This is a genomic window from Pseudomonas nitroreducens TX1, assembly GCF_000313755.1.
In the GTDB taxonomy this organism is placed as follows: Bacteria; Pseudomonadota; Gammaproteobacteria; order Pseudomonadales; family Pseudomonadaceae; genus Pseudomonas; species Pseudomonas nitroreducens_A.
This window is the reverse complement of the sequence record NZ_AMZB01000135.1, coordinates 24073-40880: the sequence shown is the minus strand read 5'-3', so window position 1 is coordinate 40880 and position 16808 is coordinate 24073. Positions and strand designations below refer to the sequence as shown.

15 protein-coding genes are annotated in these 16808 nt (G+C 66.1%); 4 read left to right on the top strand and 11 right to left on the bottom strand.

What is annotated here, in order from left to right; all coding sequences use genetic code 11:
- Positions 1-163: 163 nt before the first annotated feature.
- From choV to C167_RS32990, 4 genes are all read right to left on the bottom strand, one after another.
- Positions 164-1342 carry a choline ABC transporter ATP-binding protein gene (gene choV, locus C167_RS0127115; protein WP_017521465.1) on the bottom strand — a complete coding sequence of 393 codons (1179 nt, stop codon included), beginning with the start codon at positions 1340-1342 and terminating at the stop codon, positions 164-166.
- Between the two features lie 5 nt (positions 1343-1347).
- Positions 1348-2187 (bottom strand): choline ABC transporter permease subunit, encoded by an 840-nt coding sequence (gene choW / locus C167_RS0127110; protein ID WP_017521464.1) that lies wholly within the window; start codon positions 2185-2187, stop codon positions 1348-1350.
- A gap of 67 nt (positions 2188-2254) precedes the next feature.
- Complete coding sequence (locus tag C167_RS0127105; protein ID WP_017521463.1) at positions 2255-3196, bottom strand: choline ABC transporter substrate-binding protein; 942 nt, start codon at positions 3194-3196, stop codon at positions 2255-2257.
- Between the two features lie 241 nt (positions 3197-3437).
- Entirely contained in the window at positions 3438-4376 is a 939-nt protein-coding gene (locus C167_RS32990) for a choline ABC transporter substrate-binding protein (protein ID WP_037006363.1), read from the bottom strand.
- Between the two features lie 334 nt (positions 4377-4710).
- Here C167_RS32990 and C167_RS0127095 point away from each other — a divergent pair, with 334 nt between their 5' ends.
- The 3 genes from C167_RS0127095 (at position 4711) to C167_RS0127085 (ending at position 9197) form a co-directional block, all read left to right on the top strand.
- A complete protein-coding gene (locus tag C167_RS0127095; protein WP_017521461.1) occupies positions 4711-6087 on the top strand; it encodes an L-serine ammonia-lyase in 1377 nt (458 codons plus the stop codon).
- 382 nt (positions 6088-6469) lie between these two features.
- Entirely contained in the window at positions 6470-7576 is a 1107-nt protein-coding gene (locus C167_RS0127090; RefSeq protein ID WP_017521460.1) for a GlxA family transcriptional regulator, read from the top strand.
- A 157-nt stretch (positions 7577-7733) separates the two neighbouring features.
- Positions 7734-9197 (top strand): hypothetical protein, encoded by a 1464-nt coding sequence (locus tag C167_RS0127085; RefSeq protein WP_017521459.1) that lies wholly within the window; start codon positions 7734-7736, stop codon positions 9195-9197.
- 3 nt (positions 9198-9200) lie between these two features.
- Here the strand turns inward: C167_RS0127085 and C167_RS0127080 are convergent, their stop codons facing one another.
- From C167_RS0127080 to C167_RS0127050, 7 genes are all read right to left on the bottom strand, one after another.
- Complete coding sequence (locus C167_RS0127080; protein WP_017521458.1) at positions 9201-9452, bottom strand: hypothetical protein; 252 nt, start codon at positions 9450-9452, stop codon at positions 9201-9203.
- Between the two features lie 280 nt (positions 9453-9732).
- Positions 9733-10911, bottom strand: coding sequence for a gamma-butyrobetaine dioxygenase (locus tag C167_RS0127075; protein WP_017521457.1), 1179 nt, complete (start codon positions 10909-10911; stop codon positions 9733-9735).
- 10 nt (positions 10912-10921) lie between these two features.
- Positions 10922-11854: an alpha/beta hydrolase gene (locus tag C167_RS0127070; protein WP_017521456.1), complete on the bottom strand. Its 933-nt coding sequence runs from the start codon at positions 11852-11854 to the stop codon at positions 10922-10924.
- Between the two features lie 5 nt (positions 11855-11859).
- Positions 11860-12336 carry a thioesterase family protein gene (locus C167_RS0127065; protein WP_017521455.1) on the bottom strand — a complete coding sequence of 159 codons (477 nt, stop codon included), beginning with the start codon at positions 12334-12336 and terminating at the stop codon, positions 11860-11862.
- A gap of 82 nt (positions 12337-12418) precedes the next feature.
- Positions 12419-13384, bottom strand: a complete 966-nt coding sequence (locus C167_RS0127060; protein WP_017521454.1) for an L-carnitine dehydrogenase — start codon at positions 13382-13384, stop codon at positions 12419-12421.
- 114 nt (positions 13385-13498) lie between these two features.
- The gene (locus tag C167_RS0127055) at positions 13499-14383 is read right to left on the bottom strand and encodes a 3-keto-5-aminohexanoate cleavage protein (RefSeq protein ID WP_017521453.1); all 885 of its coding nucleotides are present in this window, start codon (positions 14381-14383) and stop codon (positions 13499-13501) included.
- Between the two features lie 75 nt (positions 14384-14458).
- The gene (locus C167_RS0127050) at positions 14459-15397 is read right to left on the bottom strand and encodes a choline ABC transporter substrate-binding protein (RefSeq protein WP_017521452.1); all 939 of its coding nucleotides are present in this window, start codon (positions 15395-15397) and stop codon (positions 14459-14461) included.
- Positions 15398-15612: 215 nt separating this feature from the next.
- Here C167_RS0127050 and C167_RS0127045 point away from each other — a divergent pair, with 215 nt between their 5' ends.
- A complete protein-coding gene (locus C167_RS0127045) occupies positions 15613-16611 on the top strand; it encodes a GlxA family transcriptional regulator (RefSeq protein ID WP_017521451.1) in 999 nt (332 codons plus the stop codon).
- Positions 16612-16808 lie beyond the last annotated feature (197 nt).

Genomic DNA, 16808 nt, shown 5'->3' with positions numbered 1-16808 from the left:
CAAAACCTGTAGGAGCGAGCTTGCTCGCGAACCGCCCAGCACCCCGAACTACCGGGAAGTCCATTCGCGAGCAAGCTCGCTCCCACAAAAACCAAGGCTGCAGCAACAACAAAAACGCCGGCTCCCCTCGCAGGGAGCCGGCGTTTTCATGTGGCCGAAAGAATCAGCCCAGGTTCTTGCCCAGCAGCGCGTGGTACAGCTCGCTGTCGCCGAGCACGCCGACCACCCGGCTCTGCTCCTGCAGCACCAGCTTGTGGCCGGTCTGGTAACGAATCTGCAGCGCGTCGCGCATGCGGATGTTGACGTCCACCAGGGTCGGCTCGTGCTTGAGCTTCTCCACCGGGTCGCCCGGGCGCCATTGCTGCAGGTCGATGATGTTGCTGCCCTGGCGCGCGGTCTTGATCTGGTTGGTCTCGGTCAGCCCCAGCCAGCAATCGCGTCCCTGGTCGAAGCACACCTCGTCGGCCTGGCGGCGGCACTGGTCCAGGCCACGCATCAGGCTGGAACCGCACAGCACGTTGAGCGGGTTGGTGTGGGCGACGAAGGTACGCACGTAGTCGTCCGCCGGGCTGAGCACGATTTCCTCGGGCTTGCCGTGCTGGATGATGCGGCCGTCCTTCATGATCGCGATGCGCGTGCCGATCTTCAGCGCCTCGTCCAGGTCGTGGCTGACGAAGACGATGGTCTTGTGCAACTGGCGCTGCAGCACCAGCAGTTCGTCCTGCAGCTGCTGGCGGATCAGCGGGTCCAGCGCGGAGAAGGGTTCGTCCATCAGCAGGATGTCGCCATCCATCGCCAGCGCGCGGGCCAGGCCGACGCGCTGCTGCATGCCGCCGGAGAGCGAATCCGGGCGCTTGTCGCGCCACTGCGACAGGCCGACCAGTTCGAGCTTCTCGTCGATCACCTTCTTGCGCTCGTTGGCCGGGCGTCCCTGCATCTCCAGGCCGAAGCCGATGTTCTCGGCGACGGTCAGCCAGGGCATCAGGGCGAACTTCTGGAACACCATGGCGATGCGCTTGGTGCGCATGGTCTTGAGCGTCGCCGGCGAGCAGCTGGCGATATCCACCTGCTGGCCCTCGTGCTCGATCAGCAGCTTGCCGCGGCTGACCCGGTTGAGGCCGTTGATGCAGCGCAGCAGGCTGGACTTGCCCGAGCCCGACAGGCCCATCATCACGCAGATCTCGCCGCGATTGACGTCCAGGCAGGCATCCTCCACGCCCAGCACCTGGCCGGTGCGCTTGAGGATTTCCTCGCGGCCCAGGCCCTGGTCCAGCAGCTTGAGCGCTTCCTTGGTGTGGGTGCCGAAAATCACATCCACATGTTCGAATCGAATCGCCGACATAGTGCTTACCTCCCCCGCAGCGAACGTTGCTTGCACACCCGGTCGAGCAGGATGGCGAGCAGGACGATGGCCAGACCGGCCTCGAAGCCGAGGGAAATGTCCGCCGTGTTGAGCGCGTTGACCACCGGTTTGCCGAGGCCGTCAGCACCCACCAGCGCGGCGATAACCACCATCGACAGCGACAACATGATGCACTGGGTGATCCCCGCGCCGATGCTCGGCATGGCGTGCGGCAACTCGATGCGCGTCAGCAGTTGCCAGCGCGAGCAGCCGAAGGCCTTGCCGGCGTCCATCAGCTCCGCCGGCACGTCCTGGATACCCAGGCAGGTGAGGCGGATGGGCGCGGCGATGGCGAAGATCACCGTGGAGATCAGACCCGGAACCACACCCAGGCCGAACAGGGTCAGGGTGGGAATGAGGTAGACGAAGGTGGGCACCGTCTGCATCAGGTCCAATAAGGGCCTGAGCGCGGTGTAGAACCAGGGCTTGTGCGCCGCCAGGATGCCCAGCGGCACTCCGATGGCGATACACACCACCGTGGCGAAGATCACCTGCGCCAGGGTCTCCATGGTTTCCTGCCAGTACCCCAGGTTCAGGATCAGCAGCAGCGAAGCCAGGGCGAAAGCGGCGAGCCCCCAGCTGCGCTGGATGTAGAACACCAGGAAGACCATCAGCGCGATCAGCGCCAGCGGGTTGAACCAGAGCAGGCTGTTGGTGACGCCGTGGATGAGGAACTCGAGGGTGTCGGAAATCTTGTCGAACACCGACGCGCCGTGTTGCGTAAGCCAGTCGACGAAGGCGGCGATATGCTCGCCCAGCGGTAGCTTGTGGTCAGTCAGAAACATAATGCGGGCCCATCAGAAGCTTGAGGAATCGGCCAACGGCAATTACTTCGGCACTTACTTCGACTTTTTATTTCGAGAGTGCCACCTTGGCTGCCGCCAAGGCCGGTTTGCCGTCACGGGTGGTCACGCCGGCAAGCCAGGCGTCGAGCAGTTCCGGATGGTCCTTCAACCAGGCTTTTGCCGCCTCTTCGGGCTTCTTGCCCCCGTTGAGCACGGCATCCATGAGTTTGTTTTCCATGTCCAGGGTAAAGGTCAGGTTGGTCAGCAGCTTGCCGACGTTCGAGCACTCCTGGACGTAGCCCTTGCGGACGTTGGTGTAGATGGTCGCGCCGCCGTAGTTGGGGCCGAACACGTCATCCCCGCCCTCGAGGTACTTCATCTTGAAGCGGGTGTTCATCGGATGCGGTTCCCAGCCCAGGAACACGATCCACTGGTTGCGGCGGTCGGCACGCCCGACCTGCGAGAGCATGCCGGCCTCGCTGGATTCCACCAGCTTGAACTTGCCCAGGTCGAACTGGTTCTTGTCCAGCATGCCCTGGACCAGGCGGTTGCCGTCGTTGCCCGGCTCGATGCCGTAGATCTTGTTGCCCAGCTTGTCGGCATACTTGGCGATGTCGGCGAAGGACTTCAGCCCGCCGTCGTAGGCGGCCTGGGTCACGGCCAGGGTGTACTTGGCGCCCTCGAGGTTGGCTTTCACCGTCTCAACCGAACCGTTGTCGGCGTAGGGCTTGATGTCGTTGGCCATGCTCGGCATCCAGTTGCCGAGGAACACGTCCAGATCCTTGTTCGCCAGCGACTTGTAGGTCACCGGCACGGACAACATGGTGACCTTGGTGGTGTAGCCAAGCGACTCGAGCACCTGACGGGTAGTAGCGGTGGTCACGGTGATGTCGGTCCAGCCGACATCGGAGAAACGTACCGTGCCGCACGACTCAGGTTCAGCGGCCTGAACCGCCAGCGGTGCGCAAACGGACACAGCAGCCAGCAGCAAAGACTTGCAACCTTTCATGAGCGTACTCCTCTGCGGGGTGGGGCGCCGGCGCTGCCCACAGTGGGGCGCGGCGGTCTGAATTATGAGTGGGACCTCGAAGCGCAGGTCCTTTTGTTGTCATTTCGTAAACGATCATGGAACAGGAAAATTTCGTCGCCTACCGGGTGGGTCGCATCCAGTGCAGGCGGAGTCGTATTCAGCACCAGCCATGTCGCATCCAGTGGAAAGGCCCGGTTCCAGCGACTTCCAGAGGCCCGGATCACTCCATGGCGGCGGTTTTCTGACCCCCTGGCGCCGCGCCCGATGTGTTCGGAGCGACACCCTGCAACCAGCCATCGAGGACCTGCGGATTGGCTTTGAGCCAACTCTTGGCGGCCTGGCGGGGATTGCGTCGCTCGTTGAGCACCGCATCCATCAGCTGGTTCTCCATCGCCAGGTCGAATTTCAGGTTCTTCAGCAGCCGCGCGACATTGGGGCACTCCTGAAGATAGCCTGCTCTGACGTTGGTGAAGACCGTCGCGCCGCCAAAGTTGGGGCCAAAATAGGAATCCCCTCCCTCCAGATAGTTCATCTGGATGCGCGTATTCATCGGGTGCGGCTCCCAGCCCAGGAACACGATGGGCTGCTTCAAGGCCCCGGCTCGCTTGACGTAGGCCAGCATGTCGGCCTCGCTGGACTCCACCAGCTTGAAGTCGCCCAGGCCGAAGGCTTTTTCGTTGATCATCTTCTGGATCAGCTGGTTGCCGTCATTGCCCGGCTCGATGCCATAGAGCCGCCCGCCAAGCTGATCCTTGAATTTTGCGATATCGGCAAAAGTCTTCAGGCCCGCCTCATAGGCGTAGCGCGGCACCGCCAGGGTGTACTTGGCACCCTCGAGGTTGGCGCCCACCGTCTCCACCTGGCCCTTGTCGGCGAAAGGCTTGATGTCGCCTGCCATGCTCGGCATCCAGTTGCCGAGGAACACGTCGATCTTCTTCTCCGACATCGCCTTGTAGGTGTCCGGCACCGACAGCCGCACCACCTGCGTGCGGTAGCCCTGGTGGCTGAGCACCAGACGTGTCACCGCGGTGGTCACGGTGATGTCGGTCCAGCCGACATCGGCGAAGCGCACCACGGCGCAGGATTCGGGTTCGGCGGCGCGCACAGCGCCCGGTAGTACCACGGATAACGCCAACAGCGACGACACAAGACTCTTCATGAGACCAGCCTCTGACTGCGGAGAATGGGGGTGGATACGGGCGAACGCGGCCGTTCGTCGGTGGCGGATCATGGAACAGCAGGGCCGCCCACGCCTATCGACCGGTCGTGGTTCGCAGCGCTCGCGTCGTAAAGAGGCAAGCTTTCGTCGGCCCCGGAACAGGTGCTCCCGCACCCGGCCCCAACGGGGTGCGCAGGCGGCGTTATTGGATACGGCCGCGTCGTCGATGGACGCAGCCAGTGCCGGACTTGGGTCGATGATGGCCGGGCATCGCGGGCACAGGGACGTGCCTATCCCACTCTCTCATGGATGTGCAGCTCGCCCGGAGTCCGGCATGGCAATCAGTGTGTTCGACCTGTTCAAGATCGGTATCGGCCCTTCCAGTTCGCACACGGTCGGCCCCATGCGCGCCGCCGCCCTGTTCGTCGGCGCCCTGCGCGAACGGCAGATGCTCGAACGCACCAGCCGCGTGGAAGTGCGCCTGTACGGCTCGCTGTCCGCCACCGGCGTCGGCCACGGCACCGACCGCGCCGTGATCATGGGCCTGATGGGCGAATGGCCGGACCGCATCGACCCCAGCCAGATCGAACCGCGCATGGCGCAGTTGCGCCGCTCCGGCGAACTGCTGCTGGCCGGCAGCCGGACGATCCACTTCGACTGGGCACGCGACATGCGCCTGCTCGAAGAAAACCTGCCCTACCACCCCAACGCCATGCGCCTGACCGCCATCGAAGGCGACCACGTGCTGCACAGCGACACCTACTACTCCATCGGTGGCGGCTTCGTGGTCGACGAGGAACAGGCCGCCTCCGGCAGCCTCGACACCGACAACACCGTGCTGCCCTACGACTTTGCCAGCGCCGCCGAACTGCTCATGCTCTGCCGCCGCCACAACCTGCGCGTGTCCGAACTGATGATGGCCAACGAACGCATGTGGCGCAGCGAAACCGACATCCGCGAAGGCCTCAGGACCATCTGGCAGGCCATGCGCGACTGCGTCGACAACGGCCTGCGCCACGAAGGCATCCTCCCCGGCGGCCTCAACGTGCAACGCCGCGCCGCACGCCTGCACCGCAACCTGCAGGAAATCGGCAGGCCCAACGTCATCGGCTCGACGCTTTCCGCCATGGAGTGGGTCAACCTCTTCGCCCTCGCGGTGAACGAGGAAAACGCCGCCGGCGGGCGCATGGTCACCGCGCCCACCAATGGCGCGGCCGGCATCATCCCCGCGGTGCTGCACTACTACATGCGCTTCAACCCCGATGCCAGCGACGACGACGTCACCAACTACCTTCTGGCGGCCGCCGCCGTCGGCATCCTGTGCAAGAAGAACGCTTCCATCTCCGGCGCCGAAGTGGGCTGCCAGGGCGAAGTCGGCTCGGCCTGCGCCATGGCCGCGGCGGGTCTGGCCGAAGTGCTCGGCGCCACGCCCGAACAGGTGGAGAATGCCGCCGAGATCGGCCTGGAACACAACCTTGGCCTCACCTGCGACCCGGTCGGCGGCCTCGTCCAGGTGCCCTGCATCGAGCGCAACGCCATCGCCGCGGTGAAAGCCATCAACGCCGCACAGATGGCCCTGCGCGGCGACGGCCAGCACTTCATCAGCCTCGACCAGGTGATCCGCACCATGCGCAACACCGGCGCGGACATGCACGACAAGTACAAGGAAACCTCGCGCGGCGGATTGGCCGTCAGCATCATCGAGTGCTGACCCGCAATCGACCACGCCAGCCCCGGCGCGCCCCCTGATGGCGCAAGCGGTACGCCCGTCCCGACAACACAAGGGCGTTACCGTTCCGCGCAGGGCACCGCCGGCCCTATGACCGGTGAGTGCTACCAAAAACCCCAGGCCCCGATCCATGCGTATTTGCGACCTTCGCGGCGTCGCAATCCGGACCTGCAAAAACGGCATTCCCATGCCGTTTTCTTTTTTAATTGAACGGCCATTCAACCTAGGCACGGCATTTGCCTTGTTAACAGGCAGAGAGAACAGAGGAACAGCCCGGGCCACCCCCGAGGCGGATTCCCGAACAGAACAACAAGCATAAGAAACGCCTCCCGTGAGGCGACTGTGACTAGCGTGAGGTGATCGAATGAATGCGTTCAACCCCGGAGTTCCCCCGCAAAACCGAGCTCCGCAGTCCATCGGCTTCCTGCTGCTGGACAACTTCACCCTGATCTCCCTGGCCTCGGCGGTGGAACCGCTGCGCATGGCCAACCAGCTTTCCGGACGCGAACTCTACCGCTGGCACACCCTGAGCCTCGACGGCCGCCAGGTGTGGGCCAGCGACGGCCTGCAGATCACCCCCGACGCGGCCTGCGACAGCGCCCCGCAGATGGACACGCTGATCGTGGTCGGCGGCGTCGGCATCCAGCGCAGCGTCACCCGCGAACACACCCTCTTCCTCCAGGCCCAGGCGCGCCACGGCCGCAAACTCGGCGCCGTGTGTACCGGCAGCTGGGCCCTGGCCCGGGCCGGCCTGCTCGACGGCTACGACTGCTCGGTGCACTGGGAATGCCTGGCCGCCATGCAGGAAGCCTTCCCCCGCGTGGCCATGAGCACCCGGTTGTTCTCCATCGACCGCAACCGCTTCACCTCCTCCGGCGGCACCGCGCCGATGGACATGATGCTGCACCTGATCGGCCGCGAGCACGGCCGTGAACTCTCGGCGGCGATCTCCGAGATGTTCATCTACGAGCGCATCCGCAACGAGCAGGACCACCAGCGCGTGCCGCTCAAGCACATGCTCGGCACCAACCAGCCCAAGCTGCAGGAAATCGTCGCGCTGATGGAAGCCAACCTCGAGGAGCCCATCGACCTCGACGAACTGGCCGTCTACGTCAACGTCTCGCGCCGCCAGCTCGAGCGTCTGTTCCAGAAGTACCTGCACTGCTCGCCGTCGCGCTACTACCTGAAGCTGCGCCTGATCCGCGCGCGCCAATTGCTCAAGCAGACGTCGATGTCGATCATCGAGGTCGCCTCGGTGTGCGGCTTCGTCTCCACGCCGCACTTCTCCAAGTGCTACCGCGAATACTTCGGCATCCCCCCGCGCGACGAGCGCCAGGGCCAGCCCATCGGCCAGCCGGTGATGGTCATGCCGATCCCGCAGGACCTGGCCCTCATGCCCAACTCCTCGGCCATCTCCGCCCTCAGCCAAGCCCAGGGCGAATCCACCTTCGCCAGCGTGCGGGTGCTCTGAGCCCGAGTTACAAACGAAAAAAGGGAGGCCCGTGGCCTCCCTTTTTCATGCCTGTGACGCATGACGCACCATCATTCAGATTCGTCTGAATCGCAAAATGTCCTGAATCCCGCAGTCTCCGAAGGGCTCGCCAGCATCCTTCGGAATCACGGGACACATGGACACCGCCCTCGACTACCTGGCCCAGCAAACGCGGGAGCTGTACCGCACGGCCATCGAACTGGACTACTCGCACCTGACCGGCATCCAGTTGCTGCGCCAACTCGAGCGCCTGCGCCCGCAGATCTTCGACGTCAGCCGCCAACTCACCGAACTCTTCGGCGAGCACTCCAGCGCCCTCGAGCAGGCACGGGCCGACAAGGCGGAAAAGCTCATCCTTGCCCTCCACCGACGGCTGCTCAGGGGCTACTGGTACCTGTTGCGCACCCGCCGCGCCGAACGCAAGACCGCCGCCCTGCTGATGCAACGCATGGTGCGCAGCCTGCAGGAAGTGCACTGCAATTGCCTGCAGAACCACCATCCCGCCCCGCCGGGGCTGTGGCAGTTGCTGCACCAGGTCTACAGGCGCGCCCTGAAACTCGAGGTCCAGCACCTGCCCATCGAGGACGGCGAAGCCTTCGAACCGCGGAGCCAGACCATTGCCGGCGGCTACCTGCATTGCCTGCTCATCGCCGGCTCCCGGCCGCTGGAGCTTCCCGCGCAATACCTGCCGGCGCTGATCGAATCGACCCAGGTGTTCGCCTCCGTCGTGCATGTCCAACCGGAACGGCCTGGAAGTCGGTGGCGACTGGAACGAGAAGACGACCACCCGTTCCTTGATCCCGATATCGCCTGCCGTGAAGGCGGACTCGCCCTGGCAGTCGATGAACTGCGGGACATGCTCAAGCGCTTCACCGCCAGCAGCGAGAGGGGTACGTCCTTCGACCTCAATGCCCACCTGCTTGCCTGCTGGAGCGAAGTGGAACCCGACGCCGAGCCCTGGCAAATGTGCCAGGGTTTCCCGGCACTGCTTGCGCACCTGGGCGTCGCGGACGACCCCCGGCTCGACGCACGCCACTTCGAACGCCAGCAAGAAGCGAGCGATGTCTGGTCCCAGCATTCCGGCGGCCGTGGCGGGCTGGACGAAGTGGTCGCGCACTCGCAGGACATCGAATTCAGCCGCCCCGCACTCAAACCCGGTCTTCCACCCCTCCTGCCACTGGCACAGCCTCGTACGACAGGCCAGCACTTCAGTGGACGCTGGGAGGACCCGCCACCGCCCGCGGTCGGCGAACTGCTCGGCATCCGCCTTTCTCCCAGAAGTCCCTGGCAGCTGGCAAAAGTGGAAAGCCTCCGCCTGCTCGGCGGCGATCATTATGAGTTGCGCGGCAGCTGGCTATCCTCGCAGCCGCGTCCCTGCCGCCTCAGCCTGCGCAGCAAGCTGCAGGAAAGTGCTCCCCGCCATGCCCTGCTGCTGCCCGAGGCGAACGAACTGCGCGTGCTTTGTCCGAGCCTGCCGCTGGACGCGGGCCGAAAGGTCACGGTGGCAGACCGGGGCCGACGCTACCTGGCCTTGCTGGGTGATCCCATTGGCGACAGCTTCCCGCTCATACCACTGGAAGTAGCCGCCGACCTGCCTTGACGATCACAAGGGCTTGGGCACCAACGCCGGCAGCAACTGCCGGGAGATCGCCTCGCGCACGGCGGGCAGCAGGGTCGCATTGCCAGCGAGCATTTCCTCCACCAGGCGGCGCAGCGCCAGCGAGCGCTCCGGTGTCAGGCCGCGTACGGCGTACTCGCAGGCCTGCTCGGCAGTGATGCCCGGCGGCACGGCGAAACCCAGCGCTTGCAGGCGTTCGCGGAAATCGTCCTGGTCGATCAGGTCGGCGTGCATCATCGCGGGTCTCCTTGGGAGCGGCAGAGGTCTGCATCGATTCTGGTAAGCCCGGAAGAGCGCGGCAAGCACCTGTCCGACGGAATGTCCGCGGCGGGCAAGCGCAGGTCGTTTTCGGCTAACCGAGGCGGCGGCACGACGCGCAGACTGGCTTCCATACCCCGCAACCGGCACCGGCGCCGGTTGCGGGGCCTCGCACACGAAAGAGCCCGAATCGGCTCGATTTGTCCCCTGCCGCGCGTCGGGCGCCGCAGGGGATTTTTTTTGCCCGGCTTTAGCCGCTTCAGCTTTCGCGCTGCAACACCAGGATGCGCGACAGCAGTTCGTCGCGGTCGATGTAGCAGCCCTGCAGGTGCCGTTCGCCGCTGGCCGGGTCGAAGGCGGTGCGGGCGTGCAGGGTGCGGCGGTTGTCGAAGCACCACATCTGCCCGGCACGCAGCTTCTGTTGCAGGCGGAAGCGCGGATCGCGGGTCAGCGTGAGGAAGGCGCGCCAGGCGTGGTACAGCGCGTCCATGTGCTCGGCCGGGGCGTCGAAGGGGCCGCGCAGGAAGTTGGCGATGCGGATTTCGCTGATCTCGCCCCGCGCGTCCAGGGCAATCACCGGCGCCAGGCAGCGGTAGTCACTGCGGCGGTCCTTGTTGCGGAACTCGATGGGCATCTCGCAGAGCGTGCGGAAGTCTTCCGGCGCTTCGTCGCGCAGCGCCTGGGCGATGGCGAAACCGTCGACGAACACGCTGTCGCCGCCCTCGGCATCGTTCACCAGGCAATGCAGGAATTGCAGCCCGGGCTGCAGCTCGCGGGTCGGCAGATCGGTGTGCAGCGGCAGGTTGAAGGCGGTATAGGCGTTGCTGTCGGCGGCGGCGGCCTTGGACTTCACGTCGAACAATACGCCGAAGTTGGTCTCGCGGATGAAGGCGATGCGCTGCGCGATGCGGTGCAGGGAGCCGGGTGCGGTGGGCACGCCGTCCACGCGGCTGAGGCCGAGGTCGCGCAGGGCGAGCATCCACTCCAGCAGCGCCGAGTCGTCCTCCAGCAGCCGGTCGTGCTGGAACACCGGAACTTCGAAGTCGCGGCGCCAGACGCGGGTGGTCTGGTGCGCGGCCAGACGCTCCGCGCGGGACTCGTCGTCATAGGCGTGGGCGCGCAGCCAGCCGGGGTCGAAACGGCTGCGGTGACCGTCCTGCCAGTCGACACACAGCTGGCCCTGATCGAGGCTGGCGCGGGCCGGGGCGAGGCTCGCCGGCACGTCGATGATCTCCAGCACCTGCTCGCGGGTGACGCTGTAGACGCACTCGCCGCACGGGCAGTTGTCGCGCAGCCACTGATGGTGGAAGGGGCTGACGCGGCCGTCGGCCCAGAGCACTTCCAGACGATTGTCGAGCGGGCGCAGGCTGGCCAGTTCGGCGGTCAGCCGGTAGGTACGCCAGTCGGCGACGGCGGGGTTGTCCTGCGTGGTCTGCATGCGTTGCTCCTCATCGACTCAGGCTGCGGCGCAAGGCCGCGATCAGGGCGCCGCGCAGGGCATCCACTTCGGCCACGCGGCGAGCGCGCAGGCAGCCGTGGACCAGCCCGGCACCGGGGAAGTAATCCACCGCCACGCCGGCTTCGCGCAGGCGGTCGCGGTACAGCGCGCCGTCGTCGCGCAACGGGTCGAACTGGGCAACGGCGATGAAGGCCGGCGGCAGGCCGCCGAGGTCTTCGGCCAGCAGCGGCAGCGCCAGCGGGTCGCGCCAATCGGCGGGTCGCGAGAGATAGGCAGCGAGGTATTCGTCAACGGCCGCGCGGGTCATCAGCGGCGCGTCGGCGCAGGTGGTGCGCGAGGGGGTGTCGAGGTTGCCCAGCGCCGGGTAGATCAGCGCCTGGGCCAGCGGCAGCGCTTCGCCGCCATTGCGCAGCGCCAGGCACAGCGCGGCGGCGAGATTGGCGCCGCCGCTGTCGCCGGCGACCGCGGTACGGGTGTTATCCACTGGCTCGCCGAGACCGTCCCGGTGAATGCGCCGCCAGGTGTCGAGGCAATCGTTGAGGGCGGCGGGATAAGGGTGCTCGGGCGCCAGCCGGTAGCTGATGGCGACCACCAACGCACCGAGTTCGACAGCCAGAGGAATGCAGATCATGTCGTGGGTGCGGGCGCTGCCCAGCACCCAGCCGCCGCCATGGATGTAGAACACCGTGGGCCAGCCATTCGCCGGCGGCGTACCTTCGGGCCGGTACAGACGCAGTTCGACCAGGCCTTCGGGGCGAATGTCGCGGACCCGCAGGCCCGGCGGAACCGGAGGCGCAAAGGCCGCCGCCATGCGCTCGTAGTTTTCCCGCTGGGCATCGAGCGTCGGGCCGGCCAGCGGATGAGCCTCCGTCTCGGCGACGAAGGCCTGCATGGCATCGGACAGCGGATAGCGCCGGTTCATGCCGCTCAGCCCGGCAGGCCGATGACGCGGCCGACGTAGTCCGGGCGCGGCAGCGGGCGATGGGCTTCGGCCAGCGCCAGCACGCGCTCGAGCACCACACCTTCGAAGGGGGCAGAGCGCGCACCGCCCTCGAGGTTGACGTGCAGCAGCATCTGCTCACTGGCGGCCAGCGCGAGGTCTTCGCCGGCACGGTGCAGGCTGTGGAAAACGTGCAGGCGCTTGCGGTCATGGGCGATCAACTGGGTGCGCACTTCGACCCTCTCGTCCTCCTTCACCTCGTGCAGGTAGTTGAGGTGCACTTCGAGGGTGAACAGGGAGTCGTGGGTCGCAGCGCGATGCTCGGCATCCAGACCCAGGTGGTCCATCAGGGCGTCGGTGGCATAGCTGAACAGCAGCAGGTAGAAGGCGTCGCGCAGGTGGCCGTTGTAGTCGGTCCACTCGGCGAGGATGGGGGTTTCGTAGGTTTTCAGGGCGTGGGTCATGTTCGCGTCCGAAGAGCCCCTCTCCCCGGCCCTCTCCCTGAAGGGAGAGGGGGTGGTTTGGAGCGAATGATGAACCGTGAGGTTAGTCGGCGAAGGCGAAGCCGTGTTTCGACTTGGTTTCCTTGATGGCGCCGAGCACTGCCAGCAGGCAATCGTCGCGGTAGCGTTCCAGCTCGGCGATGCTGCGGCTGCCCTGCTGTTCGGCGGTGCCTTCCACCACGCGGTCGATCAGGGTCTCGGTCAACTCCGGAGCCGGCAGGTAGGTCCAGGGCAGTTGCAGCGCCGGGCCGAACTGGGCCATGAAGTGACGCATCCCGGCGTTGCCGCCGGCCAGGGTGTAGGTGAGGAAGGTACCCATGAAGGACCAGCGCAGACCGGCACCGAAGCGGATCGCATCGTCGATCTCGCCGGTGCTGGCAACGCCGTCGTTGACCAGGTGCAGCGCCTCGCGCCAGAGCGCTTCGAGCAGGCGGTCGGCGATGAAGCCGGGAACTTCCTTGCGCACGTGCAACGGGCGCATGCCGAGGGATTCGTAGACCTTGATGGCGACCTGCACCGCTTCGGGCGCGGTCTTCTCGCCGCCCACCACTTCCACCAGCGGCAGCAGGTACACCGGGTTGAACGGGTGGCCGACCACGCAACGCTCGGGGTGCGTGGCGTCGGCATAGAACTCGCTGGGCAGCAGGCCCGAGGTGCTGGAGCCGATCAGCGCATTGGGCTTGGCGGCGGCGCTGATCTTCGCGTGCAGCTCGCACTTCAGGTCCAGGCGTTCGGGGGCGCTTTCCTGGATGAAGTCAGCGTCACGCACGCATTCTTCGATGGTGCGAACGAAGCGCAGGCGATCCTGCGAGGCGCCGGGGGCCAGGCCGGCCTTTTCCAGCGCCGGCCAGGCATTGGCGATGCGCGCGCGCAGCGCGGCTTCGGCGCCGGGGGCCGGGTCCCAGGCGACGACGTCGAGGCCGTGGGCCAGGGCGCGGGCGACCCAGCCGCTGCCGATGACGCCGCTGCCGAGGGCGGCGAAGGTTTTGATTTGGGTGATGAAGGACATGGCGACTCCAGCGGATAAGGGCGTTGGGCGGGAGCGGGCCGGTGGGCGAACGGGCCCCTGCGGGGGCATTCGCGGACAAGGTCCGCTCCTACGGGAGCAGTTCGGCGCGGCAGATCAGCGCGGCTTGAGGTTCATCTTCTTGCGCCCTTCGGCCGGGGTCAGGGCGCGGCCACCGAGGCGTTCGATGATCTCGATGGCGCGTTCGACCAACTGGCCGTTGCTGGCATGCACGCCGCGGTCGAGCCAGATGTTGTCCTCCAGGCCGACGCGCACGTTGCCGCCCAGCAGCATGGCCTGGGCGACCATCGGCATCTGCGAACGGCCGATGCCGAAGCCGGCCCAGGTCAGGCCGTCGGGGATGTTGTCGGCCATGGCCTTCATGGTGGTGGTGTCGGCCGGCGCGCCCCACGGGATGCCGAGGCAGATCTGGATCAGCGGGTCTTCCAGCAGGCCTTCCTTGAGCATCTGCCTGGCGAACCAGAGGTGGCCGGTGTCGAAGATTTCCAGCTCGGCCTTCACACCCAGCTCGGTGATGCGCTTGGCGCCGGCGCGCAGCTGGGCCGGGGTGGAGACGTAGATGAAGTCGCCGTCGCCGAAGTTCAGGGTGCCGCAGTCCAGGGTGCAGATTTCCGGCAGCAGCTCCTCGACGTGCTTCAGGCGCTCCAGCGGGCCGACCAGGTCGGTGCCGGCGCCAAACTCGAGCGGCCGCTCGCCCTGGCCGATCTGCAGGTCGCCGCCCATGCCGGCAGTGAGGTTGATGATGACGTCGGTGTCGCTCTCGCGGATGCGTTCGACCACTTCGCGGTAGAGGTGCACGTCGCGGCTCGGCTTGCCGGTCTGCGGGTCGCGCACGTGGCAGTGGGCGACGGTGGCGCCGGCCTTGGCAGCCTCGATGGCGGCGGCGGCGATTTCCTTGGGGGTGACGGGAATGGCCGGGTGCTTGCCGACGGTATCGCCGGCGCCGGTCACCGCGCAGGTGACGATCACTTCGTAGTTCACGGTGGCTGTCCTTTCTTCTGGGCGAACGCAGGCCCTGCGCGACAGAGCGCGCGCAGGGAGTGCTGTGTCAGGGGGTTACTTCAGTGAGGCCTGGACGGCCGCAAAGCCATCCTTGCCATCGAAGGTGGTCACGCCCTCGAGCCAGGCCTTGAGCGGCTCGGGGTTCTGTTTCAGCCAGGCCTTGGCGGCGTCTACCGGCTGGCTGCGGTCAAGGATCGGTACCATGACCTGGCTGACCTGCTCGCTACTGAACTTGAGGTTGTGCAGCAGCTTGGCGACGTTGCCGCACTGCGCCTGGTAGCCGCCGGCGGTCATGATGGAAACGGTGGCGGAGCCTTCGTTGGGGCCGAATACGTCGTCGCTGCCGGTGAGGTACTTCATGTCGATCTGCAGGTTCATCGGGTGCGGCTTCCAGCCGAAGAACACCACCCACTGCTTGCGCTTGATGGCGCGCTTGACCGCAGTGAGCATGCCGGCCTCGCTGGACTCGACGATCTGGAAGCCCCTCAGGCCGAACTTGTCGTCGGCGATCATCTTCGCGGTGATGCGGTTGGAACCGCTGCCGGGCTCGATCAGGTAGATCTTGTTGCCCAGCTTGTCCTTGAACTTGGCGATGTCGGCGAAGGTCTTCAGACCGCCGTCGTAGACGTAGCTCGGCACGGCGTAGGTGGACTGCGCGTCGGGCAGGGTCGGCGGAGTGATCACGTCGATCTGCTGCTTGTCGAGGTAGGGCTTGGCCACCGGCTGCATGGTCGGTTGCCAGTAGCCGAGGAAGACGTCGAGTTGCTTGTCGGCCATGCCGGCGAGGATGATCTGCTGCGAGGCGCTGGTCTGCTTGACCGTGTAGCCCAGGCCGTCGAGCACGGCCTCGGCCACGGCGCTGCTGGCCACCACGTCGGTCCAGTTCACGCTGCCCATGCGCACGTTCTGGCACTGGGCGGGCTCGGCGGCCCAGCTGCTGCCGGCGGCGAGCATCAGCGCGGCGCAGCCGAGCGCTTTGATCGATAGCTTCATGACTTCTCCCTCAAGGCCTTTGCGGCGTTGGTTATCGTTGTTGTGTGTCATGCGGCCCCTGACGGGGCTGTGGTGATCAAGTTACGCAGCTGCAGGGCTGGTGAATCGCACTGCGGCGACCAGCTCTTGCACAGCAGCGACCTCCCCGATTGCCAGGGCGACGTCCCTGGTTCATAACGATGGGCACGCTGCCATCAAGCCGCACGGTACCCGCCATGTCCCAAGACTTCTGGTTCCTGCTGTTGCCCGGTTTTTCCGTGATGGGCTTCGTCTCCGCGGTGGAGCCCCTGAGGGTGGCCAACCGTTTTCGCGGCGAGCTGTATCGCTGGCACCTGATGAGCCTGGACGGCGGGCCGGTGCTGGCCAGCAACGGCATGTCGATGAACGCCGACAGCGGCCTGGAAGCACTGCGCGAGGGCGACACGCTACTGGTAGTGGCGGGCTTCGAGCCGCTGCGCGCCTGCACGCCGGCGCTGCGGCACTGGCTCAAGCGCCTGGATCGCGAAGGCGTGACCCTGGGCGGTATCGATACCGGCAGCTTCGTCCTGGCCGAGGCCGGCCTGCTGCAGCGCCAGCGCTGTACGGTGCACTGGGAGGCGCTGGATGCCTTCCGGGAGACTTATCCACAGGTGCAGGCGACCCAGGAACTGTTCGAGATCGACGGACCGCGCATCACCTCGGCCGGGGGTACCGCGTCCATCGACCTGATGCTCGACCTGATCGCCCAGGCCCACGGGCCGGAGCTGGCGGTGCAGGTGTCGGAGCAGTTCGTGGTCGGGCGCATCCGCACCCGCCAGGACCACCAGCGCCTGCAGATCGCCAGCCGCTACGGAGTGAGCAACCGCAAGCTGGTGCAGGTGATCGGCGAGATGGAGCGCCACACCGAACCGCCGCTGACCACGCTGGAACTGGCCGAGCGCATCCAGGTGACCCGGCGCCAGCTGGAGCGCCTGTTCCGCCTGCACCTGAACGACACGCCGTCGAACTTCTACCTCGGCCTGCGCCTGGACAAGGCGCGCCAGCTGCTGCGCCAGACCGACATGAGCGTGCTGGAGATCGGCGTGGCCTGCGGCTTCGAGACCCCCTCGTACCTGTCGCGCAGCTATCGGGCGAAGTTCGGCGTATGTCCGAGCCAGGATCGGGTGGGGTTGCGCAAGGTGGCGGGCAGTTCTGGATTTGTGGCCAAGAGTCCCTCTCCCCAGCCCTCTCCCTGAAGGGAGAGGGAGAGCCGGCTGTCACCCAGGTTTCATCCTGCACCGAACGGTCCCCTCCAGGGAGAGGGATCGGCGTAACACCGGCAGCAGGAGCGTTCTCAGGAGCACTTGGCAATATCTGTGGGATCACCGTCATTTACCCATCCGCCGACCAAGCGGAGGATGGGCACCAGATTCCTCACCCACTGCCCTCGGAG

Excerpts from the sequence above, each read along its gene's own strand:
- C167_RS0127105 (WP_017521463.1), bottom strand. The coding sequence starts at position 3,196 with ATGAAAGGTTGCAAGTCTTTGCTGCTGGCTGCTGTGTCCGTTTGCGCA.
- C167_RS0127070 (WP_017521456.1), bottom strand. The coding sequence starts at position 11,854 with ATGAACCGGCGCTATCCGCTGTCCGATGCCATGCAGGCCTTCGTCGCC.
- C167_RS0127075 (WP_017521457.1), bottom strand. The coding sequence starts at position 10,911 with ATGCAGACCACGCAGGACAACCCCGCCGTCGCCGACTGGCGTACCTAC.
- C167_RS0127090 (WP_017521460.1), top strand. The coding sequence starts at position 6,470 with ATGAATGCGTTCAACCCCGGAGTTCCCCCGCAAAACCGAGCTCCGCAG.
- C167_RS0127080 (WP_017521458.1), bottom strand. The coding sequence starts at position 9,452 with ATGATGCACGCCGACCTGATCGACCAGGACGATTTCCGCGAACGCCTG.
- choW (WP_017521464.1), bottom strand. The coding sequence starts at position 2,187 with ATGTTTCTGACTGACCACAAGCTACCGCTGGGCGAGCATATCGCCGCC.
- C167_RS0127050 (WP_017521452.1), bottom strand. The coding sequence starts at position 15,397 with ATGAAGCTATCGATCAAAGCGCTCGGCTGCGCCGCGCTGATGCTCGCC.
- C167_RS32990 (WP_037006363.1), bottom strand. The coding sequence starts at position 4,376 with ATGAAGAGTCTTGTGTCGTCGCTGTTGGCGTTATCCGTGGTACTACCG.
- C167_RS0127095 (WP_017521461.1), top strand. The coding sequence starts at position 4,711 with ATGGCAATCAGTGTGTTCGACCTGTTCAAGATCGGTATCGGCCCTTCC.
- C167_RS0127045 (WP_017521451.1), top strand. The coding sequence starts at position 15,613 with ATGTCCCAAGACTTCTGGTTCCTGCTGTTGCCCGGTTTTTCCGTGATG.
- C167_RS0127085 (WP_017521459.1), top strand. The coding sequence starts at position 7,734 with ATGGACACCGCCCTCGACTACCTGGCCCAGCAAACGCGGGAGCTGTAC.
- C167_RS0127065 (WP_017521455.1), bottom strand. The coding sequence starts at position 12,336 with ATGACCCACGCCCTGAAAACCTACGAAACCCCCATCCTCGCCGAGTGG.
- choV (WP_017521465.1), bottom strand. The coding sequence starts at position 1,342 with ATGTCGGCGATTCGATTCGAACATGTGGATGTGATTTTCGGCACCCAC.
- C167_RS0127060 (WP_017521454.1), bottom strand. The coding sequence starts at position 13,384 with ATGTCCTTCATCACCCAAATCAAAACCTTCGCCGCCCTCGGCAGCGGC.